This is a genomic window from Aurantimonas sp. Leaf443 (assembly GCF_001425575.1).
Taxonomy (GTDB): Bacteria; Pseudomonadota; Alphaproteobacteria; order Rhizobiales; family Rhizobiaceae; genus Leaf443.
Window position 1 is genome coordinate 92,085 of sequence record NZ_LMRD01000009.1, and the last position, 13,727, is coordinate 105,811.

A 13,727-nucleotide genomic window follows, 5' to 3' on the forward strand; every position below is an offset into this window, starting at 1 on the left:
CATCGGACGCTGGGGCAGGGCGCCGCGACGAGCGCGATCCTTGCCAAGGGCGGCCGGATGGCGTATGGGCGCCCCATTCCACACACGGATGTCGGGTCTGCGCCCTCGGAATCGTTTCCGAAGTCCTGGACCCACCGGTGGCGACGTCTGTCGCTTCGATCCGTGGAGGCCAACCGGTAAAGGAAGACACCGACCATGGCATTGCCAGACTACTCCATGCGCCAGCTGCTCGAGGCGGGCGTCCATTTCGGCCACCAGACCCATCGCTGGAACCCGAAGATGGCACCCTTCATCTTCGGCGCGCGCAACAACATCCACATTCTCGACCTCGCCCAGACCGTGCCGATGCTGCATCGCGCGCTCCAGGCCGTGTCGGACACCGTCGCCAAGGGCGGCCGCGTGCTCTTCGTCGGCACCAAGCGCCAGGCGTCCGAGATCATCGCCGATGCGGCCAACCGCTCGGCCCAGTACTACGTCAACGCCCGCTGGCTCGGCGGCATGCTGACGAACTGGAAGACGATCTCGAACTCCATCCAGCGCCTGCGCAAGCTCGACGAGATGCTGGCCGGCGAAGCCCAGGGCTTCACCAAGAAGGAGCGCCTGACGCTCCAGCGCGAGCGCGACAAGCTCGACCGCGCGCTCGGCGGCATCAAGGACATGGGCGGCGTGCCGGACATGATCTTCATCATCGACACCAACAAGGAGTCGATCGCGATCCAGGAGGCCAAGCGCCTCAACATCCCGGTCGTCGCTGTCGTCGATTCGAACTGTGATCCGACGCCGATCGACTACGCGATCCCCGGCAACGACGACGCCGCGCGCGCCATCACGCTCTACTGCGACCTGATCGCCCGCGCCGCGGTCGACGGCATCGCCCGCCAGCAGGGCTCCATGGGCGTCGACATCGGCGCGATGGAAGAGGCGCCGGTCGAGCCCGCCCTCGAGGAGGCCGCCCCGGCCGCCGAGGAAGCGCAGACCAACGCCGCCGCCTGAGGCGACGCGACACTCCCGGGACGGATCGGCACGCGCTGCCGAACCGTCCCGTTTCCATTTGAAGACCCCGACATGCGGTTCCCGCAGTCGTCCTGTCACAGCTTCGGCGCACCCTCCGCTCCCGCGGGCGGGTGCGCCCGATCGTTTCCAGTGAGGCCCCTATGACGACCATTTCCGCTTCGATGGTGAAGGAACTGCGCGAGAAGAGCGGCGCAGGCATGATGGACTGCAAGACCGCGCTCGCCGAGACCAACGGCGACATGGAGGCGGCGATCGACTGGCTGCGCAAGAAGGGCATCGCCAAGGCCGACAAGAAGTCGGGCCGCACCGCGGCAGAGGGTCTCGTCGCCGTCGCCTCGTCCGGCACGAAGGCGGTCGTCGTCGAAGTGAACTCCGAGACCGACTTCGTCGCGCGCAACGACGCGTTCCAGGCGCTCGTCGCCAATGTCGCCAAGGTGGCCCTGACCACTGACGGGACCGTCGACGCGGTCGCCGCCGCCACCTATCCCGGCGGAGAGAAGGCCGTCTCGGACACGATCAAGGACGCCGTCGCCACGATCGGCGAGAACATGAACCTGCGCCGCTCGACCACGCTGTCGGTCGGCGACGGCATCGTCGCGACCTATATCCACAACCAGGTGGCGGACGGTCTCGGCAAGCTCGGTGTTCTCGTCGCCATCGAGTCGACCGGCGACAAGGCGGCCCTGACCGCCTTCGGTCGTCAGGTCGCCATGCATGTCGCCGCGACGAACCCGCTGGCGCTGACCGACGCCGAGATCGATCCCGCGACCGTCGAGCGCGAGAAGGCCATCTTCTCCGACCAGGCGCGCCAGTCCGGCAAGCCGGAGGCGATCGTGGAGAAGATGGTCGAGGGCCGCATGCGCAAGTTCTACGAGGAGGTCGTCCTCCTGAAGCAGAACTTCGTCATCAACCCGGACCTGACCGTCGAGAAGGCGCTGGCCGCCGGCGAGAAGGACTTCGGGGCGCCCGCCAAGATCGTCGCCTTCGTCCGCTTCGCCCTGGGCGAGGGCATCGAGCGCGAGACGAGCGACTTCGCGGCGGAAGTCGCGGCGGCGGCCGGCAAGAAGTAAGCCGCGCGCCGACGACGATCCGAACCAGGAAGGGGCGTCCGCGTGACAAGCGGGCGCCCTTGATGTATCGGGCAAACCCGGTCGATCATGTCCCGATCCGGGACAGGCTCTCCAGGATGCAACCGCCGACGGCGCCTCGCGCCCGCGGCCTCCCTCGCGGGACCGGGCGCCCTTGCCGGCGACCCTTCGCCGCGCGGTTCGAAGAAGGTGACCGATGGACCCGAACGTCCGGTATCGACGCGTCCTCCTCAAGGTTTCCGGCGAGGCCCTGATGGGGTCGCAAGGCTTCGGCATCGACGTCGCCGTCGCCGACCGCATCGCCGCCGACATTCACGGGGCGCGCCAGCTCGGCGTCGAGATCTCGGTCGTGGTGGGCGGCGGCAACATCTTCCGCGGCGTGGCCGTCGCCTCGAAGGGCGGCGACCGGGTGACCGGCGATCACATGGGCATGCTCGGAACCGTCATCAACGCGCTCGCCCTGCGCACCTCGCTCATCAAGCGCGGCGTCGACACGATCGTGCTGTCGGCCATCGCGATGCCGGAGATCTGCGAGAGCTTCTCCCAGCGCTCGGCGCTCGCCCATCAGGCGGCGGGCCGCGTCGTGATCTTCGCCGGCGGCACCGGCAATCCCTTCTTCACCACCGATTCCGCCGGCGCCCTCAGGGCCGCGGAGATGGGGGCCTCCGCCCTCTTCAAGGGAACGCAGGTCGACGGGATCTATTCGGAGGACCCCAAGCGCAATCCGAATGCCGAGCGCTACGACCGCCTGACGCATGACGAGGTGCTGGCGCGCGGCCTTGCGGTGATGGACGTCGCCGCTGTCGCGCTGGCGCGCGAGAACCATATCCCGATCGTGGTGTTCTCGATCCACGAGGCGGGCGAATTCCAGAAGATCCTCGCCGGCGGCGGGCGGGCGACGATCGTCTCCGATTGACGTTTGTACGCGTGGCGTAGAGAGGAAAGAACATGGCCAGTTTTGATCTGAACGAACTCAAGCGCCGCATGGACGGCGCCACGTCCAGCCTGAAGAGCGATCTCGCCGGTCTGCGCACCGGCCGCGCCTCTCCGAACCTGCTCGATCCCATCATGGTCGACGCCTACGGCTCGTCCATGCCGCTGAACCAGGTCGCGAACGTCTCGGTGCCCGAGCCGCGCATGGTTCTCGTCTCGGTCTGGGACAAGCAGATGGTCGGCAAGGTAGAGCGCGCGATCCGCGAGAGCAGCCTCGGTCTCAATCCGATCACCGACGGCACGAACCTCCGCATCCCGCTGCCCGAGCTGAACGAGCAGCGCCGCAAGGAGCTCGTCAAGGTTGCCCATCAATATGGCGAGAGCGCCAAGGTTGCCGTGCGCCACGTGCGCCGCGACGGGATGGAGAACCTGAAGAAGCTCGAGAAGGACGGCGATCTGGGCCAGGACGAGAGCCGCCAGCAGTCCGAGAAGGTCCAGAAGATGACCGACGAGACGGTCACCGAGATCGACCGCCTTCTGGCTGCTAAGGAAGGCGAAATCATGCAGGTGTAGCCTCGTCGCCGAGGCCGGCCTCCTTTCGGGGAGGCCGGAGACGATGCTTCAACGAGGAAGGTGACACCAAGGTGCGGCATCCCCAACACGTCGCCATCATCATGGACGGCAATGGCCGCTGGGCCCGTTCCCGCGGACTGCCGCGCAGCATGGGCCACCGTCGCGGCGTCGAAGCCGTGCGCGAGGCCGTGCGCGCGGCGGGCGAGTTCGGCATCCAGTACCTGACGCTGTTCGCCTTCTCCTCCGAGAACTGGCGTCGGCCGAAGGACGAGGTCGACGAGCTCCTGGGGCTGCTCAAGCACTTCATCCGCCGCGACCTCGCCGACCTCCACAAGGAGGGCGTCCGGGTGCGCGTCATCGGCGCCCGTGACAACCTGACGCCGGACATCCGCGGCCTTCTCGAAGAGGCGGAGAACCTGACGCGCGACAATCAGCGCCAGACGCTGGTCATCGCCTTCAACTACGGCGCGCGCGACGAAGTGGCCCGCGCGGTGCGGCGCATCGCCGAGAAGTTCGCGGCCGGCGAAGTGCCCCTCGAGGCCCTGACGGCCGAGTATCTCGACGACCATCTCGACACGGCCGGCATTCCCGATCCCGACCTCATCATCCGCACCAGCGGCGAGCTTCGCCTGTCGAACTTCCTCCTGTGGCAGGCCGCCTATTCCGAATTCGCCTTCCTGCCCTGCCTGTGGCCCGACTTCGACCGCAAGGCATTCCGGGAAGCCCTGGCCGATTATGCCGGTCGCGACCGCCGCTATGGCGGTCTGTCGCGCGAGATCGCGTCATGAGGCGATGGGCCTAGGTCTTCGACGTTTCTTCACCACCGGGAGCTGGACCGATCTCCGCTCGCGGCTGATTTCGGCGCTCGTGCTCGGATGCCTCGTTCTGGCGCTGACCTTCACGGGCGGCTGGGCCTTCCGTGCGTTGTGCTTCGCCACGGGCATCATCGTCTTCGACGAATGGAGCCGGATGACGCGGGCCCGCCGCGCGGGGCAGATCCACACCTTCGCCCGGCGCAGCCTCTATCTCTCGCTGCTCTTCTTCTTCTTCGGCTTCGAACTCGCGGCCATCGCCACCGTCCTGGCGGGGGCCGCCTTCATCGCCGTCGTCGACCGCGGCGAACGCAAGGCGGACTGGGTGCTCGGCGGCCTTCTCTACGCCGCGCTCGCGGCCCTGCCGGCGGGCATGCTGCGCGGCCATGATTCGTCCGGCCTGATCGCGCTCGGCCTCATCATCACCGTCGTCTGGACGACGGACATCTTCGCCTATTTCGCCGGCCGCACCTTCGGCGGCCCGAAGCTGATGCCCGCCGTCTCTCCGAAGAAGACCATCTCCGGCGCGCTCGGGGGACTGGCCGCCGGTGTCCTGGCCGCCGCGCTCTACAGCGCGGCGACGACCGGGCGCGTTCCGGTCCTCACCGTCGTCCTCGCCGCCGTCCTCTCCATCGTCGGTCAGGCGGGCGATCTCTACGAATCCTGGATCAAGCGCCGCTTCGGCGTGAAGGATTCGGGCCGCATCATTCCGGGCCATGGCGGCCTGATGGACCGGATCGACGCCCTGATCGTGGCGACGGCCGTCGCATGGCTGGTCGGCGGTCTCGTGGCAGGCTTCCGTACGCCCGCGCTCGGCATCATCGCGGGACCGGTCCTCTCCTGACCCGCGATGAAGACGCGACTTCGTATCGCCTTGCTCCGCGGCGATCATCGAACGCAGATGGACCGTCGGATGCCGCCGCAGGCGCGGCGTCCCATGCTCGAAAGGTGACGGCATGAGCTTTCCCACCGGCCTCTCCGAGATCTGGAGCGGCGGCCTCGTCTATATCGTGCCGTTCCTCTTCGTCCTGACGATCATCGTGTTCTTCCACGAGCTCGGCCACTACCTCGTAGGGCGCTGGTGCGGCATCAAGGCGCTCGCCTTCTCCGTCGGGTTCGGACCCGAGATCGTCGGCTTCAACGACCGGCGCGGCACGCGATGGAAGCTGTGCGCCGTACCGCTCGGCGGCTACGTGAAGTTTCTCGGCGACGAGAACGCCGCCTCGATGCCCGACCATGGCGCGCTCGAGCGGATGGGCGCCGAGGAGCGGGAAGGGGCGTTCCAGACCAAGAGCGTCGGGCGGCGCGCGGCCACCGTCGCCGCCGGGCCGATCGCCAATTTCATCCTCGCCATCGTGATCTTCTCGGCGGTCGCCTATGTCAACGGGCGCGTCGTCGGCGATCCCGTGATCGCGGAAGTACGGGCGGGTTCGCCCGCCGCGGAAGCCGGATTTCTGCCCGGCGACCGGATCCTCTCCGCCGACGGCGAGGCGATCGAGTATTTCTCCGATCTCCAGCGCTACGTCTCGGTGCGCGCCGACACGCCCATCGCCATGATCGTGCGGCGGGCGAACCGCGACGTGACCCTCACCGTCACGCCGCGGCTCGAGAGCCAGACCGATCCCTTCGGCAACAAGTTCGAGCAGGCGGTGGTCGGGATCGTCGCCAACGACCAGGGCTCCGCCTTCCGCACGGAGGAACTCTCCCTCGTGCAGGCGGTCAATTACGGCGTCGGTCAGACATGGTTCGTGACCGAGCGTACCGTTTCTTTCATCGGCGAGGTCGTGACGGGGCGTCAGAGCGCCGACCAGATCGGGGGGCCTATCCGGATCGCGCAGGTTTCCTCACAGGTTTCTAGCTTCGGTCTTGGCGCTCTCCTGAACCTTGCGGGTCTGCTCTCGGTCTCGATCGGTCTGTTGAATCTCCTGCCGATTCCCATGCTCGACGGCGGACACCTGCTCTTCTACGCCTGCGAAGCCTTGCGCGGCAGGCCTTTGAGCGAGCGCACGCAGGAGATCGGGTTCCGAATTGGGCTCGCTCTGGTGATGATGCTTATGGTATTCGCGTTCTGGAATGACCTGTCCGGACTCGTCTGAGAGCCGGATCGGGTCGGGGGATTGTGGGGATTTGCAAACTGTTAACCGTGCTTCGGCGTGCGTGGCCGCCGTGCAACGGGGTTTCCGATTCATCAACTGAATCGGGCCAGTTTGCTTGAACGCGGGGTCGGAGCCGATACAAAGGCTTCGGCACGGGCGTCGGGAAGATGCTCCGGGCGAATGGGAAGAGGTGGTTAAGTCCATGACGGCTGGTACGAAAATCCTGCGGCGCATGTCGGCGCTCGCGCTCTCGTCGACCGTCGCGACGACGGCGATGGTGGGCGTGCAGTTCGCAGTGCCCGAGCTGGCGCAGGCCGCGGTCGTCCGCTCCATCCAGGTCAGCGGCAATCAGCGCGTCGAAGCCTCCACGATCCGCGGCTTCATGCAGATCTCGCCCGGACAGAACGTGACCGAGGCCGATCAGGACGAGGCGGTCCGGCGCCTCTTCGCGACCGGTCTCTTCTCGGACGTGCGCATCAGCCAGTCCGGCGGCACGCTCACCGTGCAGGTCGACGAGAACCAGATCGTCAACCAGGTGCTCTTCCAGGGCAATTCCAAGATCAAGGACGAGCAGCTTCAGGCCGGCGTCCAGACGGCGCCGCGCGGCGCCTTCTCGAAGGCCACGGTCGATGCCGACGTGCAGTCGATCCGCGACGCCTATACGAGCATCGGCCGAAGCGACGCCGTCGTCTCCAGCCGCACGGTCCCGGTCGGCGAGAACCGCGTCAACGTCGTGTTCGACATCCAGGAAGGCGACCGCACCGGCATCGAGACGATCAGCTTCGTCGGCAACAACGCCTTCAGCGACAGCCGCCTGAAGCAGGTGATCGCGCTGCGCGAAAGCGGCCTTCTCAGCTTCATCAAGCGCAACGACGTCTACGACGAGTCCCGTCTGCGGGCCGACGAGGAGACGCTGCGCCGCTTCTACTTCAACCGCGGCTATGCCGACTTCCGCATCGTCTCCTCGGTCGCCGAGCTCGACGAGGCGCAGAACGCCTATTTCATCACCGTGACGGTGGACGAGGGCGAGCGCTACGCGTTCGGCAACGTCTCGATCGACTCGACCGTCGAGGGCGTCGATACCGCCACCCTGCAGGGCGAGATCGAGACGCAGTCCGGCGACGTCTACAGCGCCAAGAAGGTCGAGGACACGCTCGTCAATCTGACGAACGCGCTCGCCAATGACGGCTTCGCCTTCGCGCAGGTGACCCCGCGCGGCGACCGCGACTTCACCAACCGCACCATCTCGGTCAATTACGTCATCGACCAGGGCCCGCGCGCCTATGTCGAGCGCATCGAGATCCGCGGCAACACCAAGACGCGTGACTACGTCATCCGTCGCGAGTTCGACGTGTCGGAAGGCGACGCCTTCAACCAGGTCCTCGTGCAGCGCGCCAAGCAGCGTCTCGAGGATCTCGGCTTCTTCACCAAGGTCTCGATCTCGACCGCGCCGGGCGCCGAGCCCGACCGCGTCATCGTCATCGTGGACGTGGAGGAGAAGGCGACGGGCGAGCTCTCGCTCGGCGGCGGCTACACGACCGGCGGCGAAAGCTCCGGTCCGGTGGCCGAGGTCGGCGTCACCGAGCGCAACTTCCTCGGTCGCGGCCAGTTCATCAAGGTGTCCGCCGGTTTCGGCCAGGACACGCAGAGCTACAACCTCTCCTTCACCGAGCCCTATTTCCTCGGGCGTCGCCTCGCCGCCGGCTTCGACATCTACCACACCGAGAACACCTCGGGCTCCTACGACATCCAGCGGACCGGCGGCGACGTGCGTCTCGCCGCGCCGATCACCGAGCATCTGACGGCGCAGGTCGCCTACAACTACAAGCAGGAGAAGTTCGGAGAGGACAGCGGCTTCGGCATCCGCGACATCAACGGTCTGTCGCCGAGCGACGACGGCTACATCAGCACGCTGAGCACCTGCGGCAATCCGAACCCGGTCGGCAACCAGTTCAATCCGGACGGATCCGGCGCGACGGCGCCGCTCTACACGGACTCGCCGATCATCAACCAGGCGATCTGCGACAGCCCCTACATCACCTCGTCGGTCTCCTACACGCTGACCTACAACACGCTCGACAACAACAACGATCCGCGTTCGGGTTTCCTCGTCCAGGCGGGCCAGGAATTCGCGGGCGTCGGCGGCGACGCCAACTTCATCAAGACCACCGGCAAGGCCAGCTACTTCAAGCTCCTCAACGAGGAGTATGACGTGATCGGTCAGCTGTCGGGCGGCGCGGGCAACGTGTCCGAACTCGGCGGCGACGGACTGCGCGTGTTCGACAACTTCTTCAAGGGCCAGGATATCGTCCGCGGCTTCGAGTACAAGGGCATCGGTCCGCGCCAGTACGGCGTCGCGATCGGCGGCACGAACTACGCCAATGCCTCCGCCGAGGCGACGTTCCCGCTGCCGGTCGTCTCTCGCGATCTGGGCTTCCGCGGCGCGATCTTCGCGGATGCGGGCTCGCTCTGGGGCACGGACTTCGCGGGCGAGCCCGGCGTTGAGGGCGACGACGCGGCGCTGCGCGCCTCCGCGGGCGTCGGCGTGATCTGGGCCTCGCCCTTCGGGCCGCTGCGCGTGAACTACGCGCATCCCTTCATGAAGGAAGACTACGACGAGACGCAGGAGTTCTCGTTCGGCTTCTCCTCGCGCTTCTGACGGCTCGCGCCGGGATCATCCGCGATTCCGGCGCTCGGCGGCCCAGCGCAGCATCCGGGCGGCCCACAGGCGCCGCCCGGCTCTGCGTCTTCAAGACCTGGAGGGAAGCGGGCGCATGTCGCCCGTCCAAATGCCGCCCATGCAAGACCATCCGTTCTTCCCGCCCGGGCCCGGGCTGACGCTGCAGGCCGTCGCTGACCTCGTCGGCGGCCGTCCGGTCGGAGCCTTCGAGCCCGATGACCGTGTCACCGGCCTCTCGCCGCTCCAGTCGGCCCGCGTGTCGGACGTCGCCTTCTTCGACAATCCCCGCTATGCCGGCGACCTCGCTTCCAGCGCGGCGGGCGTGGTGCTGATCTCCGAACGCCAGCTGAAGTTCCTCGCCGAGACCCGCGCCGCGTTGGTCGTGAAGGACGTGCAGGCCGCCTTCGTCAAGGTCGGCCAGGCGCTGTTTCCGGATGCGCTGATGCCGCGGGCCGTGACGCGCGAGGGTCTCTCGGACCGCGCGGAGATCGATCCGACGGCGCGTCTGGAGGACGGCGTCACGGTCGAGGCTTTCGCGGTCGTGGGACCCGGCGCCGAGATCGGGCGCGGGACGATCGTCGGTCCCGGCGCCAGTATCGGCCTCGGCTGCCGCATCGGACGAGACTGCCGCATCGGCGCGCAGGCGACCGTCGCCCATTCCTATCTCGGCAACCGCGTCATCCTCCATCCCGGCGTACGCCTCGGACAGGACGGTTTCGGCTACGCGCCTGGTCCGTCGGGACTCATGAAGGCCGTGCAGATCGGGCGGGTCATCGTGCAGGACGACGTCGAGATTGGCGCCAACACCACGGTCGACCGCGGCGCGATCCGCGACACGGTCATCGGCGAGGGCACGAAGATCGACAATCAGGTTCAGATCGCGCACAACGTCGCGATCGGGCGCCACTGCGTCATCGTCAGCCAGGTCGGAATCTCCGGCAGCGTGACGATCGGCGACGGCGTGATGATCGGCGGGCAGACCGGGCTGAACGGCCATGTCACGGTCGGGGCGGGGGCGCAGATCGCGGCCGTCTCGAGCGTGGCGGGCGACGTCCCGCCCGGCGCGCGCTGGGGCGGAACACCCGCCCGGCCGATCAAGGAATGGTTCCGCGAAGTCACGTGGCTGGCGGAAATGGCGCGGCGAAAACGGCCTGCGGGGAGCTGACATGACGGTCGAGACGGCGGTGCTGCAGAGCGCCGATATCATGAAGATCCTGGAGACGCTGCCGCATCGGTACCCGTTCCTGATGGTGGACCGCATCGTCGAGATCGACGGCGACCGGAGCGCCATCGGCATCAAGAACGTCACCGCCAACGAGCCGCATTTCCTCGGCCATTTCCCGAATGCCCCCGTCATGCCCGGCGTCCTCATCATCGAGGGCATGGCGCAGACCGCGGGCGCGATCTGCTGCATGAGCATGGGTGGCGGCGTGCCGCAGCTCGTCTATTTCATGACGATCGACAATGCCAAGTTCCGCAAGCCGGTGCTTCCCGGCGACCGGCTCGAATATCACGTCACCAAGGTGAAGCAGCGCGGCAATATCTGGCGCTTCGACTGCGTGGCGAAGGTGGACGAAGCGAAGGTCGCCGAAGCCACGGTGAGCGCCATGCTCGTTCCGCGCGAGCCGTCCTGATCCGATGAGCGATCGCTTGATACATCCCAGTGCGATCATCGAAGCCGGGGCGGAGATCGGGGAGGGCTGCGAGATCGGCCCCTTCTGCCATATCGGCCCGCAGGTGCGCCTCGGCGCCGGCAGTCGGCTGCGCTCCCACGTCGTCCTCGCGGGCAACACGACGATCGGCGAGAATGCGCAGATCTACCCGTTCGCCTCGCTCGGGCATGCGCCCCAGCATCTGAAATACAAGGGCGAGGATACGCGCCTCGTCATCGGCCGCAACTGCCTCGTGCGCGAGCACGTGACGATGAATCCGGGCACCGTCCAGGGCCGCTCGGAAACGACGATCGGCGACGACTGCAACTTCTTCACCGGCGCCCATGTCGCCCACGACTGCCTGATCGAGAACAACGTGACGCTGATCAACAACGTCATGCTGGCCGGCCATTGCACGGTGGGCGCCTATGCGACGATCGCCGGCGGGTCCGGCATCCACCAGTTCACCCGCGTCGGCCATCACGCCTATGTCGGCGGTCTCGCGGCGGTGGAAGGCGACATCATTCCCTTCGGCATGGTCCTCGGCAACCGTGCCTATCTCTCCGGCCTCAACGTCATCGGCATGAAGCGCGCCGGCTTCGGGCGCGAGGCGGTGCGCAACGTGCGCAAGGCCTATCGGATGCTGTTCTCCGACGACCTGACGTTCAAGGAGAACATGGACGAGGTGCAGGCCGAGTTCGGCGAGGACCCGCTGGTGCAGGACATGCTGGGCTTCATCCGCGCCGGCGGCGACCGCGCGATATGCTTCCCCCGGCACACGCGCCCGGCGTGAGAGCGTGACGCCCGAGCGTCCCGGCGAGCCGCTCGGTATCCTGGCGGGCGGCGGAAGTCTCCCGCGCATCGTGGCCGATGCCGCGCAGGAGGCGGGCTTTGCGCCCATCGTCGTGCGGATCGCCGATGCGATCGACGAGGTCTGGGACCGGCACGAGACCTATCCCTACGCCTGGGGTCGTGCGGGCGACGCGCTGACCTTCCTGAAAGCCCGTTCGGTGCGCCGTCTCGTCTTCTGCGGTACGGTGACGAAACGCCCGGATTTTCGCGCGCTGCGGCCGAGCCTTCGCACGCTCCTGCATCTGCCGAGCGCTCTGCGGATCGTGCGCGGCGGCGACGACAGCCTGTTGCGTCGCCTGGCGAGCTTCCTCGGCGCCCACGGGTTCGAGCTCGTTCCCGTGCAGGCCGTGGCACCGCGCCTTCTGGCGCCGGGCGGGCGAATCGCCGGACCGCCGCCCGCCGCGAGCGACGCGGTCGCGCTCGCCCTGGCGAACGAGGCCGCCCGCCGGCTCGGAAGCCTCGACATCGGGCAGGCCGTGGTCGCCTCCGCCGATCGCGTGATCGCGCTGGAAGGGATCGAGGGCACGCGGGACATGCTGAAACGGGTCGCCGCCCTTCGCGTGGCGGGCCGGATCGGCCGCCACGAACGGGCCGTCCTTGTCAAAGCCTGTAAGCCGGCTCAAGATCTCCGCTTCGACCTGCCGAGCATCGGAGCCTCGACGATCGGGGAGGCCGCCTCCGCCGGGCTCGTCGGCATCGGCGTGACGGCGGAACGCGCGCTGCTGATCGACCTCGAGGATCTTCGAGCCCGCGCCGAGTCGGCCGGGCTCTTCGTGCTCGGCCTCGGCGACGATGCCGACCCGAAACCGGAAAGCGCAGAGGCCCCGCGATGACCACCGTCGCCTTCGTCGTCGGCGAGCCCTCGGGCGACCGGATCGGTGCCGACCTCATCCGTGCGCTCCGGGCCCGGATCGGACCGTCGCTGACCGTTGCGGGCCTCGGCGGCGAGGCGATGCAGGGCGAGGGGGTCGAGACGCTCTTCGACATCGAGGAGCTCTCGATCATCGGCATCGGCGCGATCGTCGCGCGACTGCCGCAGCTCGTGCGCCGCGTCTCCCAGACGGCGGACGCGATACTCGCGATGAAGCCGGACGTTCTCGTCATCATCGACAGCCCGACCTTCTCGCATTGGGTCGCCAGGAAGGTCCGCGCCCGCGCGCCCACGATCCCGATCGTGAACTACATCCCGCCGACGGTCTGGGCGTGGCGGGAGGAGCGGGCGGCGAAGATGCGGCCCTATATCGACCACGCCATCTGCGCTCTGCCCTTCGAGCCGGAGATCATGCAGCGGCTCGGCGGACCGCCCGCCACCTATGTCGGCCATCCGCTGATGGCCGTGCCGGCGCTGCGGGCGATCATGGCGAAGCGCGAAGCGGGCGAGACGGGGCCCGCCCGCCCGCCGCATCTCCTTCTTCTGCCGGGCTCGCGCCGCGGCGAGATCGACCGCCTGATCGACGATTTCGGCGCCACGCTGCAGAAGCTCCATGGCAGGATCGAGGGACTGTCGGCGACTCTGCCGACGCTCGCCCGCCATGAGCCGGATCTCGAGCGGCGCATGCGGGCCTGGGCGTTCAAGCCGCGGATCGTGACGGGCGAGGACGAGAAATGGGCGGCCTTCGCATCGGCGGACGCCGCGCTCGCCGCCTCCGGCACCGTTTCGCTGGAACTGGCGTTGGCCGGCGTGCCCATGGCGCTCGCCTACCGCCTCGATCCGATCGCCTATCGCTTCCGCCACATGATCTCGGCCTGGACGGCGGCGCTGCCGAACTTCATCGCCGGTCATCCGCTGGTGCAGGAGCATTTCCACGAGATCGTGCGGCCCGACCATCTCGCACGGCGCCTGGAGCGGCTGTTGACGCAGACGCCCGAGCGGGCCGCGCAGGTCGCCGGTTTTTCCGACATACGCCGGCGAATGGCGGTCGAGCGCGATCCCGGCGATGCGGCGGCCGAAATCGTCCTGAGCCTTCTGCGGTAATCTTCGGCCGGGCGAAACGAAAACGGGCGCCGAAGCGCCCGTCCAGATCGTC

13 protein-coding genes are annotated in these 13,727 nt (G+C 67.7%); all 13 read left to right on the top strand.

From position 1 onward, the window contains the following. Window positions 1-195: 195 nt before the first annotated feature. The 13 genes from rpsB to lpxB all read left to right on the top strand — a co-directional run bounded on the left by rpsB (window position 196) and on the right by lpxB (window position 13,675). A complete protein-coding gene (gene rpsB, locus ASG48_RS13945; RefSeq protein ID WP_055850945.1) occupies window positions 196-993 on the top strand; it encodes a 30S ribosomal protein S2 in 798 nt (265 codons plus the stop codon). 161 nt (window positions 994-1,154) lie between these two features. After that, entirely contained in the window at window positions 1,155-2,084 is a 930-nt protein-coding gene (gene tsf / locus ASG48_RS13950) for a translation elongation factor Ts (protein WP_055850948.1), read from the top strand. 214 nt (window positions 2,085-2,298) lie between these two features. Further along, entirely contained in the window at window positions 2,299-3,018 is a 720-nt protein-coding gene (pyrH, locus tag ASG48_RS13955) for a UMP kinase (protein ID WP_055850950.1), read from the top strand. Between the two features lie 32 nt (window positions 3,019-3,050). Then, window positions 3,051-3,608, top strand: a complete 558-nt coding sequence (gene frr / locus ASG48_RS13960; protein ID WP_055850952.1) for a ribosome recycling factor — start codon at window positions 3,051-3,053, stop codon at window positions 3,606-3,608. Window positions 3,609-3,679: 71 nt separating this feature from the next. After that, window positions 3,680-4,396 carry an isoprenyl transferase gene (locus ASG48_RS13965; protein ID WP_082529478.1) on the top strand — a complete coding sequence of 239 codons (717 nt, stop codon included), beginning with the start codon at window positions 3,680-3,682 and terminating at the stop codon, window positions 4,394-4,396. A 4-nt stretch (window positions 4,397-4,400) separates the two neighbouring features. Then, window positions 4,401-5,264, top strand: coding sequence for a CDP-archaeol synthase (locus ASG48_RS13970; protein ID WP_055850957.1), 864 nt, complete (start codon window positions 4,401-4,403; stop codon window positions 5,262-5,264). A gap of 112 nt (window positions 5,265-5,376) precedes the next feature. After that, complete coding sequence (gene rseP / locus ASG48_RS13975) at window positions 5,377-6,516, top strand: RIP metalloprotease RseP (protein ID WP_055850958.1); 1,140 nt, start codon at window positions 5,377-5,379, stop codon at window positions 6,514-6,516. Between the two features lie 202 nt (window positions 6,517-6,718). Next, the gene (bamA, locus tag ASG48_RS13980) at window positions 6,719-9,175 is read left to right on the top strand and encodes an outer membrane protein assembly factor BamA (protein ID WP_055850961.1); all 2,457 of its coding nucleotides are present in this window, start codon (window positions 6,719-6,721) and stop codon (window positions 9,173-9,175) included. A 139-nt stretch (window positions 9,176-9,314) separates the two neighbouring features. Beyond that, window positions 9,315-10,361: a UDP-3-O-(3-hydroxymyristoyl)glucosamine N-acyltransferase gene (lpxD, locus tag ASG48_RS13985; RefSeq protein ID WP_055851355.1), complete on the top strand. Its 1,047-nt coding sequence runs from the start codon at window positions 9,315-9,317 to the stop codon at window positions 10,359-10,361. 1 nt (window position 10,362) lies between these two features. Beyond that, window positions 10,363-10,830: a 3-hydroxyacyl-ACP dehydratase FabZ gene (fabZ, locus tag ASG48_RS13990; protein ID WP_055850964.1), complete on the top strand. Its 468-nt coding sequence runs from the start codon at window positions 10,363-10,365 to the stop codon at window positions 10,828-10,830. Window positions 10,831-10,834: 4 nt separating this feature from the next. Next, on the top strand, window positions 10,835-11,641 hold the full coding sequence (gene lpxA / locus ASG48_RS13995; protein ID WP_055850967.1) for an acyl-ACP--UDP-N-acetylglucosamine O-acyltransferase: 807 nt from the start codon (window positions 10,835-10,837) through the stop codon (window positions 11,639-11,641). Between the two features lie 4 nt (window positions 11,642-11,645). Next, window positions 11,646-12,533 carry a UDP-2,3-diacylglucosamine diphosphatase LpxI gene (gene lpxI, locus ASG48_RS14000; RefSeq protein ID WP_055850970.1) on the top strand — a complete coding sequence of 296 codons (888 nt, stop codon included), beginning with the start codon at window positions 11,646-11,648 and terminating at the stop codon, window positions 12,531-12,533. Beyond that, window positions 12,530-13,675 (top strand): lipid-A-disaccharide synthase, encoded by a 1,146-nt coding sequence (lpxB, locus tag ASG48_RS14005; protein ID WP_055850972.1) that lies wholly within the window; start codon window positions 12,530-12,532, stop codon window positions 13,673-13,675. The genes lpxI and lpxB overlap by 4 nt, the downstream gene beginning before the upstream one ends. Window positions 13,676-13,727: the final 52 nt, after the last annotated feature.

What these genes read in the sequence shown, in the direction of transcription:
- rpsB (WP_055850945.1), top strand. Translation starts at nt 196, where the DNA reads ATGGCATTGCCAGACTACTCCATGCGCCAGCTGCTCGAGGCGGGCGTC.
- tsf (WP_055850948.1), top strand. Translation starts at nt 1,155, where the DNA reads ATGACGACCATTTCCGCTTCGATGGTGAAGGAACTGCGCGAGAAGAGC.
- pyrH (WP_055850950.1), top strand. Translation starts at nt 2,299, where the DNA reads ATGGACCCGAACGTCCGGTATCGACGCGTCCTCCTCAAGGTTTCCGGC.
- frr (WP_055850952.1), top strand. Translation starts at nt 3,051, where the DNA reads ATGGCCAGTTTTGATCTGAACGAACTCAAGCGCCGCATGGACGGCGCC.
- ASG48_RS13970 (WP_055850957.1), top strand. Translation starts at nt 4,401, where the DNA reads ATGGGCCTAGGTCTTCGACGTTTCTTCACCACCGGGAGCTGGACCGAT.
- rseP (WP_055850958.1), top strand. Translation starts at nt 5,377, where the DNA reads ATGAGCTTTCCCACCGGCCTCTCCGAGATCTGGAGCGGCGGCCTCGTC.
- bamA (WP_055850961.1), top strand. Translation starts at nt 6,719, where the DNA reads ATGACGGCTGGTACGAAAATCCTGCGGCGCATGTCGGCGCTCGCGCTC.
- lpxD (WP_055851355.1), top strand. Translation starts at nt 9,315, where the DNA reads ATGCAAGACCATCCGTTCTTCCCGCCCGGGCCCGGGCTGACGCTGCAG.
- fabZ (WP_055850964.1), top strand. Translation starts at nt 10,363, where the DNA reads ATGACGGTCGAGACGGCGGTGCTGCAGAGCGCCGATATCATGAAGATC.
- lpxA (WP_055850967.1), top strand. Translation starts at nt 10,835, where the DNA reads ATGAGCGATCGCTTGATACATCCCAGTGCGATCATCGAAGCCGGGGCG.
- lpxB (WP_055850972.1), top strand. Translation starts at nt 12,530, where the DNA reads ATGACCACCGTCGCCTTCGTCGTCGGCGAGCCCTCGGGCGACCGGATC.